The organism is Streptomyces sp. H27-C3 (assembly GCF_030063415.1).
Classification (GTDB): Bacteria; Actinomycetota; Actinomycetes; order Streptomycetales; family Streptomycetaceae; genus Streptomyces.
The window spans coordinates 124,877-142,409 of the sequence record NZ_JASITA010000013.1 but is presented as its reverse complement, the minus strand read 5'-3'; the positions used below and the strand labels follow the sequence as shown (position 1 = coordinate 142,409).

The 17,533-nt window shown below is 71.6% G+C and carries 17 protein-coding genes and 1 pseudogene; 12 read left to right on the top strand and 6 right to left on the bottom strand.

Translation table 11 applies throughout. The annotated features are described in order from the left end of the window. Positions 1-3: 3 nt before the first annotated feature. The 3 genes from QMK30_RS15435 to QMK30_RS15425 all read right to left on the bottom strand — a co-directional run bounded on the left by QMK30_RS15435 (position 4) and on the right by QMK30_RS15425 (position 1,736). Complete coding sequence (locus QMK30_RS15435; protein WP_283518475.1) at positions 4-585, bottom strand: redoxin domain-containing protein; 582 nt, start codon at positions 583-585, stop codon at positions 4-6. A gap of 87 nt (positions 586-672) precedes the next feature. Beyond that, complete coding sequence (locus QMK30_RS15430) at positions 673-888, bottom strand: helix-turn-helix domain-containing protein (RefSeq protein WP_283518474.1); 216 nt, start codon at positions 886-888, stop codon at positions 673-675. A 140-nt stretch (positions 889-1,028) separates the two neighbouring features. Continuing rightward, complete coding sequence (locus tag QMK30_RS15425; protein ID WP_502963148.1) at positions 1,029-1,736, bottom strand: FadR/GntR family transcriptional regulator; 708 nt, start codon at positions 1,734-1,736, stop codon at positions 1,029-1,031. Positions 1,737-1,927: 191 nt separating this feature from the next. Between QMK30_RS15425 and QMK30_RS15420 the strand changes: the two genes are divergently transcribed. The 12 genes and pseudogenes from QMK30_RS15420 (at position 1,928) to QMK30_RS15365 (ending at position 13,975) form a co-directional block, all read left to right on the top strand. After that, positions 1,928-2,992 carry a sugar ABC transporter substrate-binding protein gene (locus QMK30_RS15420; protein WP_283518472.1) on the top strand — a complete coding sequence of 355 codons (1,065 nt, stop codon included), beginning with the start codon at positions 1,928-1,930 and terminating at the stop codon, positions 2,990-2,992. After that, complete coding sequence (locus QMK30_RS15415; RefSeq protein ID WP_283518470.1) at positions 2,989-4,527, top strand: sugar ABC transporter ATP-binding protein; 1,539 nt, start codon at positions 2,989-2,991, stop codon at positions 4,525-4,527. The genes QMK30_RS15420 and QMK30_RS15415 overlap by 4 nt, the downstream gene beginning before the upstream one ends. A gap of 115 nt (positions 4,528-4,642) precedes the next feature. Next, the gene (locus tag QMK30_RS15410) at positions 4,643-5,602 is read left to right on the top strand and encodes an ABC transporter permease (RefSeq protein WP_283518558.1); all 960 of its coding nucleotides are present in this window, start codon (positions 4,643-4,645) and stop codon (positions 5,600-5,602) included. Between the two features lie 35 nt (positions 5,603-5,637). Further along, the gene (locus QMK30_RS15405; RefSeq protein ID WP_283518468.1) at positions 5,638-6,492 is read left to right on the top strand and encodes a fumarylacetoacetate hydrolase family protein; all 855 of its coding nucleotides are present in this window, start codon (positions 5,638-5,640) and stop codon (positions 6,490-6,492) included. 14 nt (positions 6,493-6,506) lie between these two features. Beyond that, on the top strand, positions 6,507-7,901 hold the full coding sequence (locus QMK30_RS15400; protein ID WP_283518467.1) for an L-fuconate dehydratase: 1,395 nt from the start codon (positions 6,507-6,509) through the stop codon (positions 7,899-7,901). Next, positions 7,898-8,710 (top strand): SDR family NAD(P)-dependent oxidoreductase, encoded by an 813-nt coding sequence (locus QMK30_RS15395; RefSeq protein WP_283518465.1) that lies wholly within the window; start codon positions 7,898-7,900, stop codon positions 8,708-8,710. The genes QMK30_RS15400 and QMK30_RS15395 overlap by 4 nt, the downstream gene beginning before the upstream one ends. After that, positions 8,707-9,693, top strand: a pseudogene (locus tag QMK30_RS15390) (aldo/keto reductase); the annotation flags it as partial. The gene QMK30_RS15395 and the pseudogene QMK30_RS15390, both read left to right, overlap by 4 nt. 188 nt (positions 9,694-9,881) lie before the next feature. Then, positions 9,882-10,640 (top strand): (Fe-S)-binding protein, encoded by a 759-nt coding sequence (locus QMK30_RS15385; RefSeq protein WP_283518463.1) that lies wholly within the window; start codon positions 9,882-9,884, stop codon positions 10,638-10,640. Then, the gene (locus QMK30_RS15380) at positions 10,625-12,094 is read left to right on the top strand and encodes a LutB/LldF family L-lactate oxidation iron-sulfur protein (RefSeq protein WP_283518462.1); all 1,470 of its coding nucleotides are present in this window, start codon (positions 10,625-10,627) and stop codon (positions 12,092-12,094) included. The genes QMK30_RS15385 and QMK30_RS15380 overlap by 16 nt, the downstream gene beginning before the upstream one ends. Continuing rightward, positions 12,091-12,795, top strand: a complete 705-nt coding sequence (locus QMK30_RS15375) for a LutC/YkgG family protein (RefSeq protein WP_283518461.1) — start codon at positions 12,091-12,093, stop codon at positions 12,793-12,795. Before QMK30_RS15380 ends, QMK30_RS15375 begins: the two co-directional genes overlap by 4 nt. Continuing rightward, positions 12,792-13,103: an L-rhamnose mutarotase gene (locus QMK30_RS15370; RefSeq protein ID WP_283518460.1), complete on the top strand. Its 312-nt coding sequence runs from the start codon at positions 12,792-12,794 to the stop codon at positions 13,101-13,103. The genes QMK30_RS15375 and QMK30_RS15370 overlap by 4 nt, the downstream gene beginning before the upstream one ends. Continuing rightward, positions 13,091-13,975 carry an amidohydrolase family protein gene (locus QMK30_RS15365; protein WP_502963147.1) on the top strand — a complete coding sequence of 295 codons (885 nt, stop codon included), beginning with the start codon at positions 13,091-13,093 and terminating at the stop codon, positions 13,973-13,975. The genes QMK30_RS15370 and QMK30_RS15365 overlap by 13 nt, the downstream gene beginning before the upstream one ends. 263 nt (positions 13,976-14,238) lie before the next feature. On the opposite strand, the gene QMK30_RS15360 is transcribed toward QMK30_RS15365, so the two are convergent. The 3 genes from QMK30_RS15360 to QMK30_RS15350 are packed head-to-tail and all read right to left on the bottom strand — an operon-like array spanning position 14,239 to position 17,460. Then, a complete protein-coding gene (locus tag QMK30_RS15360) occupies positions 14,239-15,615 on the bottom strand; it encodes a carboxyl transferase domain-containing protein (RefSeq protein WP_283518458.1) in 1,377 nt (458 codons plus the stop codon). Then, positions 15,608-17,062 (bottom strand): acyl-CoA synthetase, encoded by a 1,455-nt coding sequence (locus tag QMK30_RS15355; RefSeq protein ID WP_283518456.1) that lies wholly within the window; start codon positions 17,060-17,062, stop codon positions 15,608-15,610. Before QMK30_RS15355 ends, QMK30_RS15360 begins: the two co-directional genes overlap by 8 nt. Before the next feature lie 38 nt (positions 17,063-17,100). Then, entirely contained in the window at positions 17,101-17,460 is a 360-nt protein-coding gene (locus QMK30_RS15350) for a hypothetical protein (protein WP_283518455.1), read from the bottom strand. Positions 17,461-17,533 lie beyond the last annotated feature (73 nt).

Here is a 17,533-nt window from a genome sequence, read left to right as displayed (position 1 = left end):
CGGTCAGCCGACGAGTCCGTCGAGCTTGTCGGAGAGCCCCCTGCCGCCCGGCAGCACACCGGTGAAGACGGTCTCCCCGTCCTTGTCGAGCACGACGTACGTGCTCTGCTCGGTGATCTCGAACTTCTTCCAGATGGTGCCCGGCTCGTCGGACAGATTCGGGAAGCCGTCGATCTTGGTGGAGGAGACGAACCTCTTCATGGCTTCCGGCTGGTCAAGACCGGCCACCCCGATGACGTTCGCCTTCCCCTTGAACTCGGCCGCGACTTTCGCCGTCTCCGGCCCTTGGGCCTTGCACTTGGGGCACCACGGAGCCCAGAACCACAACACCGCGGGCTTACCGGCCAGCGTCGCGCCGTCGAACGGCTTCCCGTCGAGGGTGGTCCCGGTGAAGCGCAGCGCCTCGGGAACTGCCCTGGAAGAACCGCTGCCTGCCGAGGCGGGAGCGGAGGCGGGGGCCGTGGCCGTGGTGGCGCCGGCCGTGCCCGCATCATCGGGCGAGGTGGCCCCGCCGCCGGAGCCGCAGCCGGTCAGGGTGAGAATTCCCGCGGCTAGGACCGCGGGGAGGAACGGGCGGGCACGCATGTCTGCTCCTGATGTTCGGTGTCGGCCCTGAATGTAGATCGGTCGGCTCCGTGGATGGGACGGTTGTGTTCTTACGATTCGGTGACGTCAGCCCGCCTGGTCCTTCAGCCGATCGGTGTCGAGGACGGTGATGCGGCCTCTGACGAGTCGGATCAGACCTTGGCCGCCGTACTCGCGCAGGACCTTGGTGGTGGATTCGCGGGAGGTTCCGGCGGGGCGGCGATCTGCTGGTGTGCAAGGGCGATCTGCGGCCTGCGGGTGCTGTGGGTTCGAGTCCCACCCGCCCCACGGTGCGGCTTGCATGCAGGAACGTTTCAAGCTGCGGAACCATCGAGGCTCCCACTGGAGGGGGCCTTTTGTCATGTCCGGGGAGCGCGTTCGGTCGCGATTCGGTCCCGGCGGGGGTTCGGTTCGCGGCCGTCACCCCGGCGGGCCATGCCCCCTCAGTCGAGCTGCTCCCGCAGCCACTCCTCCACCGCGCCCACGTGAGCCGCCGCAGCCACTCGCGCCGCCTCCGGGTCGCGGGCCGCCAGGGCGCGGAAGATCCTTCGGTGCTCCTCGCGGGTCCGGCCGAAGGCTCCCACCTCCTGGTGGCCCCGGCGTACCCGTGCGCGGAACGTGCGTGAGGAGAGCCCGTCGATGATCGCCGCCAGAGCGTCGTTGCCGGCCGCGCGGGCGATCGCGCGGTGGAAGGCCATGTCGGCGGCGAGGAACTCCTCGGCCTCCTCGGTGGCGTTCATGGCTGCCAGCTGCTTTTCGACCTCGGCCAGGTCCGCGTCGGTGATCCGGGCCGCGGCGAGCGCGGTCGCGCTGGACTCCAGGATCCTGCGGACCTCCAGGAGCTCAGCGAGCCGGGGCTTGGGGGAGATCTCCGCGACGATTCCGAAGGTCTCCAGCAGGTCCACGGCCTCCAGCTGCGTGACGTAGATGCCCGAGCCGTGCCGTGCCTCCAGTACCCCGAGCGTGGTCAGCGCGCGGACGGCCTCGCGCATCGAGCCGCGGGATATGCCCAGCTTCGCCGCGAAGTCCCGCTCGGTGGGCAGACGTTGGCCCGGTACGAGAAGGCCCTCGCCGATCATTGTCTTGATCTGTTCGATGGCACGCTGCGTCACCGATCCCTTTTCGGGCGTTACGTCCTCCGTGATGCTCACTTCTGCTCCTCCCGACGTTCGGTGTCGCGGCAGTCTAACCACGCAAGTCATCGGACCAATAGCCCGGTTTTCTCGTGAAAATGGGCCCTGAGGGGTGTTGGAGGGGGTGAAAGGTCTGATAAATATTCGGCGCGGCCCGATTCGGGACCTGGTCGCGCACCCAACGCTTTCCTTCGATGAGGAGCCGTCTGATGACTGGCAGGACAGTGGGGAACAGGACAAGAGCGGCACGCACGGTGGCCCTGGCGGCCTGCGCCTCGCTCGTGCTCGCCGCGTGCGGCAGCACCAAGGACACGCAGGCGGACACCGCCAAGGGCGACGGCAGCGGCAAGGTGGGCGTGATCCTGCCCCTGCTGACCTCGCCGTTCTGGCAGTCGTACAACGACTATGTGCCCAAGATGGCCAAGTCCGAGGACGTCGACGCGCTCAAGACCGTCAACTCCAACAGCGACCCGGCCCAGCAGATCACCGACATCAACAATCAGCTCAACCAGGGCGTGAAGGGGCTCGTCGTCGCTCCGCTCGACAGCGCCGCGATATCCGCCGGGCTCGACCAGGCCGAGCGCAAGGGCGTCCCCGTCATCGCCGTCGACGTGGCCCCCGAAAAGGGCAAGGTCGCGATGATCGTGCGGGCCAACAACGTCTCGTACGGCGAGAAGGCCTGCGAGTTCCTCGGCAAGACCGTCAAGAGCGGCAAGGTCGTCCAGATCATGGGTGACCTGGCCTCGGTCAATGGACGGGAGCGCTCCGAGGCGTTCCGCGAGTGCGTCAAGAAGAACCACCCCAAGCTGAAGGTCCTGGAGATCCCGGCCAAGTGGGAGTCCGACGCGGCGGCGTCAAAGCTCGACACCCTGCTGAACGCGAACCCGGACATCAAGGGCATCTACCTGCAGGCCGGCGGGGTGTACCTCGCGCCGACCCTCCAGACGCTCAAGAGCAAGAACCTGCTCAAGAAGGCCGGCACGCCGGGTCATATCGCGATCGTCTCCAACGACGGCATCCCGCAGGAGTTCGACGCGATCCGCAAGGGCGAGATCGACGCGACGATCTCGCAGCCCGCCGACACCTACGCGAAGTACGGCATGCACTACATCAGGGCGGCGATGGAGGGGAAGACCTTCAAGCCGGGCCCGACCGACCACGACTCCGTGATCGTCAAGCACCCCAACGGGATGCTGGAGGACCAGTTGCCTGCGCCACTGGTCACCAAGGAGAACGTGGACGACCCCGAGCTGTGGGGCAACACGGTCAAGTGAGTACCGAAACCAGCCCCCGCACCGGACCTGGCGCCGAACCCCGGGTCCCGCTCGTCGAGGCCTCCGGCATCACCAAGCGCTACGGTCCGACCACTGCCCTCCAGGACGGCCGGCTGACCGTCATGCGCGGTGAGTCCCACGCCCTGGTCGGCCGCAACGGCGCCGGCAAGTCCACCCTCGTCACCATCCTCACCGGGCTCCAGGCACCGGACGCCGGCACCGTGCTCTTCGACGGCGGGGCGGCGCCCGCGCTGTCCGACCGCGACGCATGGCGCGCCAAGGTCGCCTGCGTCTTCCAGAAGCCCACCGTCGTACCCGAGCTGACGGTCGCCGAGAACCTCTTCATCAACCGCCAGCCCACCGGCCGCGGCGGCCTGATCAGCTGGCGGAAGCTGCGCGCCGAGGCCGCGCGGGTGCTGGAGACCTGGGACGCACGGGTCGACCCCGAGGCCCGTACCGCCGACCTCAAGGTCGAGGACCGGCAGATGGTCGAGATCGCCCGCGCCCTGTCCTTCGGCGCGCGCTTCATCGTCCTCGACGAGCCCACCGCCCAGCTCGACAACAAAGAGATCGAGCGGCTCTTCGCGCGGATGCGGGCCCTCCAGGAGTCCGGGGTGACGTTCCTGTTCATCTCGCACCACCTCCAGGAGGTGTACGAGGTGTGCCAGACCGTCACCGTGCTGCGCGACGCCCGCTGGATCGTCACCGCGCCCGTCACCGAACTGCCGCGCGCCGCTCTGGTCGAGGCGATGGCGGGTGAGGCGGTGACGGCGGAGGAGAGCGCCGCGCGCGCCCGTGTCCCCGACGACGCCCCCCTGCGCCTGAAGGTCGCCGGGCTCGGCTCGGCCGCGTACCGGGACATCGGCCTGACCATCCGCGAGGGCGAGGTCGTCGGACTCGCCGGCAGCAGCGGCAGCGGCAAGGTCGAGCTGGCCGAGACCCTCGCCGGGCTGTACGCCCCGGACGCGGGCAGCGCCGAACTCGACGGGAAGAAGCTGCCGTTCGGCGACGTACCCGCGGCGCTGAAGGCCGGTGTGGGCTGCGTGCCCCGCGACCGGCACGACCAGGGCCTGGTGTCCGGCATGAGCATCGGCGACAACGCCACGATGAGCGTGCTGGGGCGGCTCGGCCGGTACGGCCTCGTCGCCACCGAACGCAAGCGCGCCGAGGCCGCCCAGCTCATCGCCCGCCTCGACATCCACGCCGAGGGACCCGACCAGCCCGTGTCCGACCTGTCGGGCGGCAACGCCCAGAAGGTCGTCATGGCGCGGGCGCTCGCCTCCGAACCCCGACTGCTCGTCCTCATCAACCCCACCGCGGGTGTCGACGTGCGGTCCAAGGAATCCCTGCTCGCGCGCATGGACAGCGCACGCCAGGACGGCACGGCGGTCCTCGTCGTGTCCGACGAGATCGACGACCTGCGCCGCTGCGACCGGGTCCTGGTCCTCTTCCACGGCCGCGTCGTCGCCGACCACCCGGCCGGCTGGCACGACCACGAGCTGATCGCATCCATCGAAGGAGTAGACCGTGGCTGACACGACGGCCCCGTCGGCCTCGAAGACCACCACCCCCGCCCCGGGCGAGACGGGCGAGACGGGCGAGACGGATAGGGCCGGCGGCCGGGCATCCAGGGCGTCCGGCGCGCGTGACGTGCTGCTGAAGCGCGCCCGCGAACTGGCCCTCGTACCGGCCCTGTTGGTTCTCGTGATCTTTGGGTCGCTGGTAAACGACACCTTCCTCACCCAGCGCAACATCATCTCGATCCTCGGCGCGTCCGCCGCGCTCGCGATGGTGGTGCTCGCCGAGGCGCTGGTGCTCATCACCGGAAAGTTCGACCTGTCGCTGGAATCGGTCGTCGGCATCGCCCCGGCCGTCGGCGCACTGCTCGTACTGCCCGCCGCGCAGGCCGGGTTCGGTGTCGAACTCCCCGGCTTCGTCTGCGTCCTGGCGATCGTCGTCATCGGCGCGCTCATCGGTGTCTTCAACGGCCTGCTGGTGGTCAAGCTCAAACTCAACGCGTTCATCGTGACGCTCGCCATGCTGATCGTGCTGCGCGGACTGCTTGTCGGCGCCACCGAGGGCAAGACCCTCTTCGGCATGCCGGACGCCTTCTACACGCTCGCCACCACCACCTTCCTCACCGTGCCGCTGTCGGTGTGGCTCGCCGCGGTCTCCTTCGGCGTCGCGGGTTTCGTGCTCAAGTACCACCGGGTCGGCAGGGCGCTGTTCGCGATCGGTGGCAACCCGGCCGCCGCACGGGCCGCCGGTATCCGCGTGGAGCGGGTGATGCTCGGCGTGTTCGTCGTCGCGGGCGCGCTCGCCGCCGTCGGCGGTCTGATGCAGACCGGCTACGTCGGCGCGATCAACGCCAATCAGGGCCAGAACATGATCTTCACGGTGTTCGCCGCCGCCGTCATCGGCGGGATCAGCCTGGACGGCGGCAAGGGCACGATGTTCGGCGCGCTCACCGGCGTCCTGCTGCTCGGCGTCGTACAGAACCTGTTGACCCTCGCGCAGGTGCCGTCCTTCTGGATCCAGGCGATCTACGGCGGCATCATCCTCGTCGCCCTGATGATCGCGCGCGTCACCACCGGCCGGGCCCAGGACTGACCGCACCACCATCTGAACCAGCTGAGGAAAGTGCCATGAAATTTCAGCGACTCGGTGACGCCGGGCACGAGCGCCCCGCGCTCCTCGCCGACGACGGCCGGACGTACGACTTGTCCGCCCTCACCCCGGACATCGACGGCGCGTTCCTCGCCGGCGACGGCGTGCAGCGGGTACGCGCGGCGCTCGCCGCCGGCGAAGTACCCCTGCTCGAAGGCGCGCAGGACCTGCGTGTCGGCGCGCCCGTCGCCCGACCCGGCAAGGTCGTCTGCATCGGCCTCAACTACCGCGACCACGCCGAGGAGACCGGCGCCGCGATACCGCCGCGGCCCGTCGTCTTCATGAAGGACCCCGGCACGGTCGTCGGCCCGTATGACGGCGTACTCATCCCGCGCGGCTCCAGCCGCACCGACTGGGAGGTGGAACTCGGCGTCGTCATCGGCCGCCGCGCCCGCTACCTGGAAGGAACCGTCGACGCCCTGGGGTGCGTCGCGGGCTACGCCGTCAGCCACGACGTGTCCGAGCGCGAGTTCCAGCTCGACTTCTCCTCGCAGTGGGACATCGGCAAGTCCTGCGAGACGTTCAACCCGCTCGGCCCCTGGCTCGTCACCGCCGACGAGATCCCCGACCCGCAGGACCTGGCGCTCCACCTCGCCGTCAACAGCGAGAAGCGGCAGGACGGACACACCCGCGACATGGTCTTCCAAGTGGCGCAGATCATCGCGTACTTGAGCCAGTACATGGTGCTCGAACCGGGCGACGTCATCAACACCGGCACCCCCGCCGGAGTCGCGCTCGGCCTGCCCGGCACCCCCTATCTGCGCCCCGGCGACACCGTCGAGCTGTCCATCGACGGCCTCGGCGGCCAGCGCCAGACCTTCGACCGAGCGTGAGAGGCAGCCCTTACGTGACCGCAACAGGTCCCCGCATCACCGCCGTCGACACGTACGACATCAGATTCCCCACCTCGCGGCAGCTCGACGGCTCCGACGCGATGAACCCCGACCCCGACTACTCCGCCGCCTATGTGGTGCTGCGCGCCGACGCGCCGGACGGGCACCAGGGGCACGGCTTCACCTTCACCATCGGGCGTGGCAACGATGTCCAGGTCGCGGCGATCGAGGCACTGCGCCCGCACCTGATCGGACGTTCCGCCGACGAACTGTGCGCCGACCCCGGCACGCTCGGCCGCGACCTGACCGGCGACAGCCAACTGCGCTGGCTCGGGCCCGAGAAGGGCGTGATGCACATGGCGATCGGGGCGGTCGTCAACGCCGCCTGGGACTTGGCCGCGAAACGGGCCGGCCTGCCCCTGTGGAAGTTCCTCGCCGACGCCGAGCCCGAATGGCTCGTCTCGCAGATCGACTTCCGCTACATCACCGACGTACTGAGCCCCCAGGACGCACTGGCCCTGCTGCGGAAGGGCCGGGCCGGATCGGCCGAACGCGAGACCCTGCTGCGCGCCAACGGCTACCCCGGCTACACCACATCGCCCGGCTGGCTCGGCTACTCCGACGAGAAGCTGACCAGGCTCGCCAAGGAGGCCGTCGCCGACGGCTTCACCCAGATCAAGCTCAAGGTCGGCGCGGACCTCGCGGACGACATCCGGCGCATGCGGGCCGCGCGCGCCGCTGTCGGCCCCGGCATCCGCATCGCGATCGACGCCAATCAGCGGTGGAACGTCGGCGAGGCCATCGACTGGACGCGGGCGCTCACCGAGTTCGACCCTTACTGGATCGAGGAGCCGACCAGCCCCGACGACGTCCTGGGACACGCCGAGATACGCCGGGCCGTCACCCCGGTGAAGGTCGCGACCGGCGAACACGTACAGAACCGCATCGTCTTCAAGCAGCTTCTCCAGGCCGGATCCATCGATGTGCTGCAGATCGACGCGGCGCGCGTCGGCGGGGTCAACGAGAACCTGGCGATCCTGCTGCTCGCCGCGAAGTTCGGGGTGCCGGTCTGCCCGCACGCGGGCGGTGTCGGGCTGTGCGAACTCGTCCAGCACCTGTCGATGTTCGACTACGTCGCGCTGTCCGGGACCACCGAGAACCGGGTCATCGAGTACGTCGACCACCTCCACGAGCACTTCACCGAACCGGTGGTGATGCGCGCCGGGCACTACACGGCGCCGGACGCGCCGGGGTTCTCGGCGACCATGCACCCGGAGTCGATCGCGGAATTCACCTACCCCGGCGGCACGTTCTGGGCCGCCGACCTGGCGGCGGACGCCCTCGCCGCCGGAGCTGTCGCCCGTACTGCCGTCACCCCCGTCACCGCTGCCGAGGAGGCCGCCGTATGACCGAGCAGAACCGATCCGTGCCGACCGTTGCCGACGCGCCGGCCGTTGCCGACCCGAACCGGCTCGACGGGCTCAAGGCCCTGGTGACCGGTGGCGCCTCCGGCCTCGGCCTCGCCACCGCACAGCTGCTCGCCGCGCGCGGCGCCGAGGTCGCCGTGCTCGACCTCGACCCGTCGGGCGCCGGGGCGCCACTGCTCGGCATCAAGGCCGATGTGTCCGACGACGCGTCTGTACGAGGCGGAGTCGCCGCCGCGGTCGGGCGGCTCGGCGGGCTCGACATCCTGGTCAACAACGCGGGCATCGGCGCCGTCGGGACGGTCGAGGACAACGACGACGAGCAGTGGCACCGCGTCCTGGACGTCAACGTCCTCGGCATGGTCCGCACCAGCCGCGCCGCCCTGCCGTACCTGCGGCGCTCCGCACACGCGGCGATCGTCAACACCTGCTCGATCGCCGCGACCGCCGGTCTGCCGCAGCGCGCGCTCTACAGCGCGAGCAAGGGCGCCGTACTGTCGCTGACCCTCGCCATGGCCGCCGACCACGTCCGGGAGGGGATCCGCGTCAACTGCGTGAACCCCGGCACCGCGGACACGCCGTGGGTCGGCCGGCTGCTCGACGCTGCCGACGACCCGCAGGCCGAAAGGGACGCGCTCAACGCCCGCCAGCCCATCGGCCGGCTGGTCAGCGCGGCCGAGGTCGCCGCCGCCGTCGCCTATCTGGCGAGCCCCGCCGCGGCGTCCGTCACCGGCACGGCGCTGGCGGTGGACGGCGGAATGCAGGGGCTGCGCCTGCGCCCGGCGGAGAGGTGAGCGGGCAGCGGCCGGTGGCCACGCTAGGGCGCAGCGGTGTTCCCGTCACCGCGCTGTCCTTCGGGGCCGCCGCCCTGGGCAACCTCTTCGCCGCCGTCACCGACGAAGCCGCGGCCGCTTCGGTCGACGCGGCCTGGGACGCGGGCATGCGGTACTTCGACACCGCGCCGCACTACGGCCTGGGGCTCTCGGAGCGGCGCCTCGGGGCGGCCCTGCGCGGGCGGGACAGGGACGCGTACACCCTGTCCACCAAGGCAGGACGGCTACTCGAACCGATCCGGGACGGCCGGGGCATGCAGGACGAGGGCTTCGCCGTGCCCGCCACACACCGCCGCGTCTGGGACTTCAGCGCCGACGGCATACGGCGCTCCGTGGAGGACAGCCTGGAGCGGCTCGGCCTGGACCGCATCGATGTCGTCTACCTGCACGACCCCGACGACCACGCCGAGCAGGCGTTCCGCGAGGGGTACCCGGCGCTGGAGCGGCTGCGCGCCGAAGGCATGGTGCGGGCGATCGGCGCAGGCATGAACCAGACCGGCATGCTCACCCGGTTCCTCCGGGACACCGACGTCGACGCGGTGCTGTGCGCCGGCCGCTACACCCTGCTCGACCAGGACGCCGCCAGGGAACTGCTGCCCGAGGCCGCCGCGCGCGGTAAGAGCGTCGTCGTCGGCGGGGTCTTCAACTCCGGTCTGCTGGCCGACCCGCGCCCCGGCGCGACATACGACTACGCGGCGGCGCCACTGGATGTGCTGGACCGGGCCCTGCGCATCAAGGCCGTCGCAGGGCGGCACGGCGTCCCGCTGCGCGCCGCGGCCCTGAGCTTCCCGTTCGGCCAGAGCGCCGTGGCGAGTGTCCTGGTCGGGGCGCGTTCCGCGGCGGAGGTCACCGACGCGGCGGCTATGCTCGCCACGCCCGTGCCCGCCGCGCTGTGGGAAGAGCTGCGCGCGGAGGGGTTGCTGGCGGCAGACGTCCCGGTCCCGGTGACCGGCGTACGGGTCCAGGTGGTCGGTGTAACGGGTTCGCCGACCGGCGTACCGGACCGGTCGTCGGACGTACGGGAACGGTCGGCACACGTACGGGTCCGGCCGTCGAACGTACCGGACCGGTTGGCACACGTACCGGACCCGCCGGAGGCCGGACGGCAAGGCATGCGGAGGTCGGACAGCGCATGAGGATCGCCCTGTTCATCACCTGCTTCAACGACACGATGTTCCCCGACACCGGCAAGGCGGTCGTCTCCCTCCTTGAACGGCTCGGTCACACCGTCGAGTTCCCACCGGCCCAGACCTGCTGCGGCCAGATGCACTTCAACACCGGCTACCGCCCCGAGACCCTCCCGATGGTCCGCCGCTTCGCGGGCGTCTTCGAACAGGGCGAGTACGACGCGGTGGTGGCCCCCTCGGGCTCGTGCGTCGGCATGGTGCGCGACTACCACCGCGTCGTCGCCGAGCAGTACGGCGACGCCGCGCTGGTACGGCGCGTCGACCGGATCACGCCCAAGGTGTACGAGCTGTCCGAGCTGCTCGTCGACGTCCTGGGCGTCACCGACGTCGGGGCGTACTTCCCGCACCGCGTCACCTACCACCCCACCTGCCACAGCCTGCGCATGCTCCGCGTCGGCGACCGCCCCCTGCGGCTGCTGCGCGCGGTCAAGGGCATCGACCTGGTCGAGCTGCCCGCCGCCGACAGCTGCTGCGGCTTCGGCGGCACCTTCGCGCTCAAGAACCCCGACACGTCGAACGCCATGCTCGCCGACAAGATGCGCGCCGTGCTCGACACCCGCGCCGACATCCTCACCGCGGGCGACAACTCCTGCCTGATGCACATCGGCGGCGGCCTCGACCGGCTGCGCACCGGCGTCGGCACCCGCCACCTCGCCGAGATCCTCGCGCCGACGCAAGGAGCAGTCCGATGCCCGACAACGTGACCTGGCTCGGCGCCCCGTCTTTCCCGGAAGCCGCCCGCACGGCCGTCGCCGACACCCAGCTCCGTACGAACCTGCGCAAGGCCACCGGCACCATCCGCGACAAGCGCCTGGCCGTCACCGCCGAACTCGACGACTGGGAGCAGCTGCGCGACGCGGGCGAGGCGATCAAGCGCAAAACTCTGCGCCACCTCGACGAGTACCTGGTGCGTCTGGAGGAGTCCGTCACCAAGGCGGGCGGCCACGTCCACTGGGCGGCCGACGCCGCCGAGGCCAACCGCATCGTCACCGACCTGGTCAAGGCCACCGGCGAGCGGGAGGTCGTCAAGGTCAAGTCGATGGCGACCCAGGAGATCGCGCTCAACGAGTTCCTCGAGGCCGAAGGCATCACGGCGTACGAGACCGACCTCGCCGAGCTGATCGTGCAGCTGGGCGAGGACCGGCCCTCGCACATCCTGGTCCCCGCCATCCACCGCAACCGCGCCGAGATCCGTGAGATCTTCCGGCGCGAGATGGGCCGGTGGGGCCGCCCCGCACCCGAGGGCCTCACCGACCGGCCGAGCGACCTGGCCGACGCGGCGCGCCTGCATCTGCGGGAGAAGTTCCTGCGTGCCAAGGTCGCGGTGTCCGGCGCGAACTTCGCCGCCGCCGACACCGGCACGGTCGGCGTCGTGGAGTCCGAGGGCAACGGCCGGATGTGCCTCACCCTGCCCGAGACCCTGATCACCGTGATGGGCATCGAGAAGGTCCTGCCGTCCTTCGAGGACCTGGCGGTCTTCCTCCAGCTGCTGCCGCGCTCCTCGACGGGCGAGCGGATGAACCCGTACACGAGCATGTGGACGGGCACCACCGAGGGCGACGGCCCGAGCGGCTTCCACCTAGTCCTCCTCGACAACGGCCGCACGGCGACGCTCAAGGACACCGTTGGCCGCCAGGCGCTGGCCTGCATCCGCTGTTCGGCCTGCCTCAATGTCTGTCCGGTGTACGAGCGCACGGGCGGCCATGCCTACGGGTCGGTCTATCCGGGTCCGATCGGGGCGGTGCTGACCCCGCAGCTCGTCGGTGTCGGCAGGGACGACTCGCACGCCGACTCGCTGCCGTTCGCCTCCACGCTCTGCGGCGCCTGCTACGACGCCTGCCCCGTGAAGATCAACATTCCGGAGGTGCTGGTCCATCTGCGCGCCAAGGTCGTCGAGTCCAAGCGCGCCAAGAGCCGCGTCCCGACCCCCGAGGCCCTGGTCATGAAGGCCGCGGCTGCCGTCCTCAACTCGCCCGGTCGGCTCTCCGCGGCCCAGCGCCTGGCGAACCCCGCCGCCCGGCTGGTCTCAAGGCGCGGCACCATCGGCAACCTGCCGGGGCCGTTGAGCCGCTGGACGGGCACCCGCGACACGGCCGTACCACCCAAGGAATCGCTGCGGGCCTGGTGGCGGCGGACGCGAGAGGAGGACGGGAAGTGAGCACCCGGGACACTGTGCTGGGCCGGATCAGGGAGGCCCTGACCGACGTACCCGCGACGGAGGGCCCCGACGACGTGCCCGTGCCGCGCGCCTACCGGCACTCGCACGCGGGCCCCGATGTCGTCGGGCTCTTCGCGGAGCGCGTCGCCGACTACCGGGCGACGGTGACCCGTACGCCGGACGACGGGATTCGCGAGGCCGTCGCCGCGCGCCTCATCGCGCGTGGCGTACGCACCCTCGTCGTCCCCGACGGCTTCCCGGACGCGCTCCTCCCCGCCGGGGACTGGACCGTCCTGCGCGACGCCGGACCACTCACTACCGCCGAACTCGACTCCGCCGACGCGGTGTTGACCACCGCTGCGGTCGGCATCGCCGTCACCGGCACGATCGTGCTCGACGCGGGACCCGGGCAGGGGCGCAGGGCGCTGACACTGCTTCCCGACTACCACCTGTGCGTCGTACGGCAGGACCAGATCGCGGGCGACGTGCCCGAGGCGCTCGGCCGCCTCGACCCGACCGGGCCGCTGACCTGGATCTCCGGCCCGTCCGCCACCAGTGACATCGAACTCGACCGGGTGGAGGGCGTGCACGGCCCGCGCACCCTGGACGTCGTCGTCGCGGAGCCCACGGCCGTCACGGAGCCCGCACAGCCCATCGCCTCGAACCCCCCGAACACGGGCCCGGATACGGAGTTGCCATGAGAGTCGCCCTGCACACCCGGATCAGAGCCGACCGGATCGACGAGTACGAGCAGGCGCACCGGGAGGTCCCGGCCGAACTCACAGCGGCCATCCGCGCTGCCGGGGTCGGCTCCTGGATGATCTGGCGCAGCGGCGCGGACCTCTTCCACCTCATCGACTGCGCCGACTACGCGGACCTCCTCGCGCGGCTGGAGAAGCTTCCGGTCAATATCGCCTGGCAGGCCCGCATGTGCGAGCTCCTCGACCTCGCGCACGACTACTCGGCGGAGGGTGCGGGGGCGGGGCTGCCGGTGGTGTGGGAGCTGTGACCACCCCGCGTGTGGTCGATGCCCACCATCATGTCTGGGACCTGTCCGTCCGCGACCAGGACTGGATCACCGGTCCCGAACTGGCCCCGATCCGGCGCGACTTCCTCGTCGAGGACCTCGCGGAGGAGGCGGCGTCCGCCGGAGTCGACGCGACGGTGCTCGTCCAGACGGTCACCGTGGCCGAGGAGACCCCGGAGTTCCTCTCTCTCGCCCGTACGAGCCCACTGATCGCCGGCGTCGTCGGCTGGACCGACCTGACCGCGCCCGGAGTCGCCGACGCGCTCGCCGAGCTGCGCGAAGGCGCCGGTGGCGAGCACCTGGTGGGCATCCGGCACCAGGTGCAGGGCGAGGCGGACCCGGGGTGGCTGCTGCGTCCGGATGTGCGGCGGGGGCTCGAAGCGGTCGCGGCGGCCGGGCTCGTCCACGACCTGATCGTGCTCCCCGGCCAGCTCCCCGCCGCGACCGAGGCGGCGGTGACCCATCCCGGACTCACCTTTGTCCTGGATCACTTGGGTAAGCCGCCGGTCGCGTCGGGAGAGCTGGAACCCTGGGCGTCGGACGTACGGGCGCTCGCCGCGCTGCCCAACACGGCCTGCAAGCTCTCGGGCCTGGTCACCGAGGCACGCTGGGCGAACTGGCGCCTGTCGGACCTGCGGCCGTACGTGGACACGGCGCTCGACGCGTTCGGCGCGGACCGGGTGATGTTCGGCTCGGACTGGCCGGTGTGTGTGCTGGCGGCGACGTACGGGGAAGTGCTCGGCGCTGCGCGGGAGTTGGTTGCGGGGTTGGGGGAGAGTGAGCGGGCCGAAGTTTTCGGGGGGACGGCGGATCGGGTGTACGGGCTGGCGGGGACGGGCGGGGGAGGGGGGTAGGGCGCTGCGCTGGGCTGTTCCCCTGCCCGCCCCGTCCCCGAAGCTGGGGGAGAGCCCCCGGACCCCCGGACCCCCGGACGCCCTGCGGGCGTGTCCTCAAGCGCCGGACGGGCTGAAAGTGTTCCGGGTGCCGCGCATCTTCAGCCCGTCCGGCGATTGAGGACCGAGGTCCGGGGCGGAGCCCCACCACGCGGCGGCAGCCGCACAATGACACAGCGGGAAGGGACGCGAAGGGGACAGCTCCACGCAGCGGCACCACCCGCCTACCCCCGCCCCACAACCCCCCGAGCCACCCCAAGCTCCACCAAGTCCTGTGGACGCAAGCGCAATTGGTCCGCCGTATCGCGCACCGCATCCGCCGGCCGCTTGAGGATCGCCGCCGCGGCCTCCGGCGCGATGACGGAGAAGTAGCTGTCCGGGGTGACCCAGGTGTGTTCGGGCGCGGCCAGCGCCAGCGCTCCGCCCGAGCCGCCCTCCCCGATCACCAGCGTGGTCACCGGCACACTCGCGGTGGCCACCGCCGCGAACGTGGCCGCGATGGCCGCCCCCGCCCCCGCCCGCTCCGCCCGGTGGTCGTTCGCCGCGCCCGGCGTGTCCACCAGGGTGAGGACGGGGATGCCGAGCCGGTCAGCGAGCCGGATCAGCCGGACGGCGGTCCGGTAGCCGGCCGGCAGCGTCGCGGTGCCGCACTGGGCGGCGTACGCGACGGTCCGCCCCTCACGCAGCCCGAAACCGCACAGCATCCCCGCGTCCACGCCCCCGCAGCGGTCGCCACTCACCGGCTCACGCAGCTCGAAGTACGCGTCCAGGTACGCCTTCGCCCGGGGCCGGGCGTCGGCACGGGCCCGCAGCACCGCGTCCCACCCCCTCTCCGGCGGCTGCCCGGCGCCGAACGCCGCGGGCGGCGGCGCGGCAGCCGGCGGGCTCTCCGGCCGCCCGGCCAGCAGCGTCAGCCAGCGCCCCAGCGAGGCACGCAGCTCCTGCGGGGCCACGACCTGGTCGATGTGCCCGGCCGCCAGCTGGCCCTCCGCCGTGTACGCGGCCGGGTCGGCGTCCGGCGGCCGTACCCGTGACCCGGCGAAGCCGACCTGTGCGCCGGACAGCGCCAGGATCACATCGGCGCCCGCGCCGAGCGTGGCCCAGCCGCCGCCCGTCGTGGGGTCGCGCAGCACCGCGATCTGCGGCAGCCCGGCGGCCCGGTTGAGCGCGGACTGGTGGGCCACGCGCTGGAGTTGGGTCAGGGCCCGCATGCCCTCCTGCATCCGGCTGCCGCCCGTCGCCACGAGTGAGACCAGCGGCAGCCGCTCCTCGCGGGCCGCGGTGTACGCGGCCTCGATGCGGTCGCCGGTCCGCTCGCCCAGCGACCCGCCCAGGAAGCCGAACTCGAACGCCAGCAGCACCGCCCGCCGCCCGCCGAAGGTGCCGACGCCGCAGACCACGGACTCCCGCTCACCGGTGCGCTCCCGGGCGCGGGCGTGCGAGACGTCGTAACCCTCCCAGCCGATCGGCCCGTCCGGCGCGGACACCCTTTCGGAGACGGCGAGTTCGGCGAAGGCGGAGTCGTCGACGACGGCGGCGATCGCGTCCCGGGCCGTCACGCGCCCGGCCGTCGCGCGCCCGGCCGTGTCGCGCTCAGCCATGCTTCAGGTCCCGCTTCATGATCTTGCCCATGTCGTTGCGCGGCAGAGCGGCGAGGTGGTGGACGACGCGCGGACGCTTGTGCGGCGCGAGCAGCCCGGCCACATGGTCCGCCAACTCTGCGAGCTCGGGTGGTTGTTCGGGGTCGGTGGGCACCACCCAGGCGACGATCCGCTCGCCCAGGTCCTCGTCCGGTTCACCCGTGACGGCGGCCTCCCGCACAGCGGGGTGTTCGAGCAGCGCGTTCTCGATCTCGCCCGCGCCGATCTTGTAGCCGCCGCTCTTGATGAGGTCGGTGGCCTTGCGGCCGACGATGCGGACATGGCCGTCGGCTCCCCTGGTCGCCATGTCGCCCGTACGGAACCAGCTTCCATCGAAGGCGGCGGCGGTCGCGTCCGGCCGGTTCAGGTACTCGGTGAAGAGGTTCGGGCCCCGCACCTGGATCTCGCCCACGCTCTCGCCGTCGTACGCCGTGATCTCGCCGCCCGCCTCGTCGACGAGCCGCAGGTCCACGCCGGGCAGCGGCACCCCGACGGTGCCGGGGCGCGGCTCGCCGCCGGGCCGGGCATCCGCCGGACTCGAAGAGCACAGCATCAGCGTCTCCGTCATCCCGTACCGCTCGACGACGCCCCGGCCGGTCGCGGCGGTGATCCGCCGGTGGTCGTGGACGGGCAGCGCGGCCGACCCGGACACCAGCAGCCGGGCCCCCGCCAGGGCCTTGACCAGCGACGGGTCGCTTTCGAGCGACTCGGCGAGCCGGTGGTACATCGTCGGTACGCCGAAGAGCATCGTGGCGCCGGCGGTGAGCTCACGCGTGACGCCCGCCGCGTCGAACCTGCCCAGGTGGCGCACCTCGCCGCCGCGCCGCAGCGGGCCGAGAACGCCGAGGATCAGCCCGTGGACATGGAACAGCGGCAGCGCGTGCACCAGCACGTCGTCGGCCGTCCACCCCCACGCGTCCTCCAGCGCGTCGAGCGTAGCCGCGATCGCCCGGCGCGGCAGGACGGCGCCCTTCGGCGGCCCCGTCGTGCCCGAGGTGTAGACGACCAGGGCGGGGGAGTCCGGCGGAACCTCGGCCGGCCTCCGTCCGCCAGTGCCGGCCGGCGTGACGTCGATACGTACCAACTCCTGCAACGCGGTGGGGAGTTCGGTGCCGGGCGCGGCCAGCACCATCGAGGGCGCGCTGTCCGCGACGATGTGCGCCAGCTCCCGCTCGCCGGTCCTTGGATTGAGTGGCACGGCGGGCACGCCGGCCCGTAGCGCGGCCACCACGCCCACCACGGTCTCCAGCGACGGGGTCGCCCAGACGGCGACCCGGCCCGCCCCGCCGATCCGGGCGGCGAGCGCGTCCGCGGCGACGGCAAGCTCCGCATAGGTCAGGGAGCGCTCGCCGAACCGCACCGCGGTCCGGTCGGGCACCGCGTCCAGGGCGGGCAGTAGAGGGAACACGGGGCGCACTCCTCGCTGTCGACAGGGCTGCGTCGACTCTATGGCAGCGCTCCATGGCAGGGATCTACGGCAGGGGCAGGGCGAGCTGCACGGCGTACACCGCGACCAAGCCCGTACCCGATCCTGAACGTCCAGGCGCGGGCCCGCGCCGAGATGCGCACCGGTAACCCGGTCATCGCCACGAGCAGTTGCTGCCGCGCCAACGAGGCCACAAAGGCCCCGCCGACGAAGACCGCCCCCGCGGCGCCACCTCTGAGGGCGTCGCCCTGTGCGGTGGTGAGGGCGGCGAAGTACAGGGCGGTGGTCGGGTTGATCAGGGGGAGCCCGGCGAACCGTCCGAAAGTCCCGACGGCGCTCCTGTCCCGGGGCTCGTCGTCACCGACCTCCGAACTTGCCACGGCGCTCCTGCCGCGCGCTGTCGGCCAACCGGGGACACTCCCGTGAGCGCTTTTCCAGCGCCGCCCCTCGCGC

Excerpts from the sequence above, each read along its gene's own strand:
- QMK30_RS15435 (WP_283518475.1), bottom strand. The coding sequence starts at position 585 with ATGCGTGCCCGCCCGTTCCTCCCCGCGGTCCTAGCCGCGGGAATTCTC.
- QMK30_RS15430 (WP_283518474.1), bottom strand. The coding sequence starts at position 888 with ATGCAAGCCGCACCGTGGGGCGGGTGGGACTCGAACCCACAGCACCCG.
- QMK30_RS15420 (WP_283518472.1), top strand. The coding sequence starts at position 1,928 with ATGACTGGCAGGACAGTGGGGAACAGGACAAGAGCGGCACGCACGGTG.
- QMK30_RS15405 (WP_283518468.1), top strand. The coding sequence starts at position 5,638 with ATGAAATTTCAGCGACTCGGTGACGCCGGGCACGAGCGCCCCGCGCTC.
- QMK30_RS15395 (WP_283518465.1), top strand. The coding sequence starts at position 7,898 with ATGACCGAGCAGAACCGATCCGTGCCGACCGTTGCCGACGCGCCGGCC.
- QMK30_RS15385 (WP_283518463.1), top strand. The coding sequence starts at position 9,882 with ATGAGGATCGCCCTGTTCATCACCTGCTTCAACGACACGATGTTCCCC.
- QMK30_RS15380 (WP_283518462.1), top strand. The coding sequence starts at position 10,625 with ATGCCCGACAACGTGACCTGGCTCGGCGCCCCGTCTTTCCCGGAAGCC.
- QMK30_RS15370 (WP_283518460.1), top strand. The coding sequence starts at position 12,792 with ATGAGAGTCGCCCTGCACACCCGGATCAGAGCCGACCGGATCGACGAG.
- QMK30_RS15360 (WP_283518458.1), bottom strand. The coding sequence starts at position 15,615 with ATGGCTGAGCGCGACACGGCCGGGCGCGCGACGGCCGGGCGCGTGACG.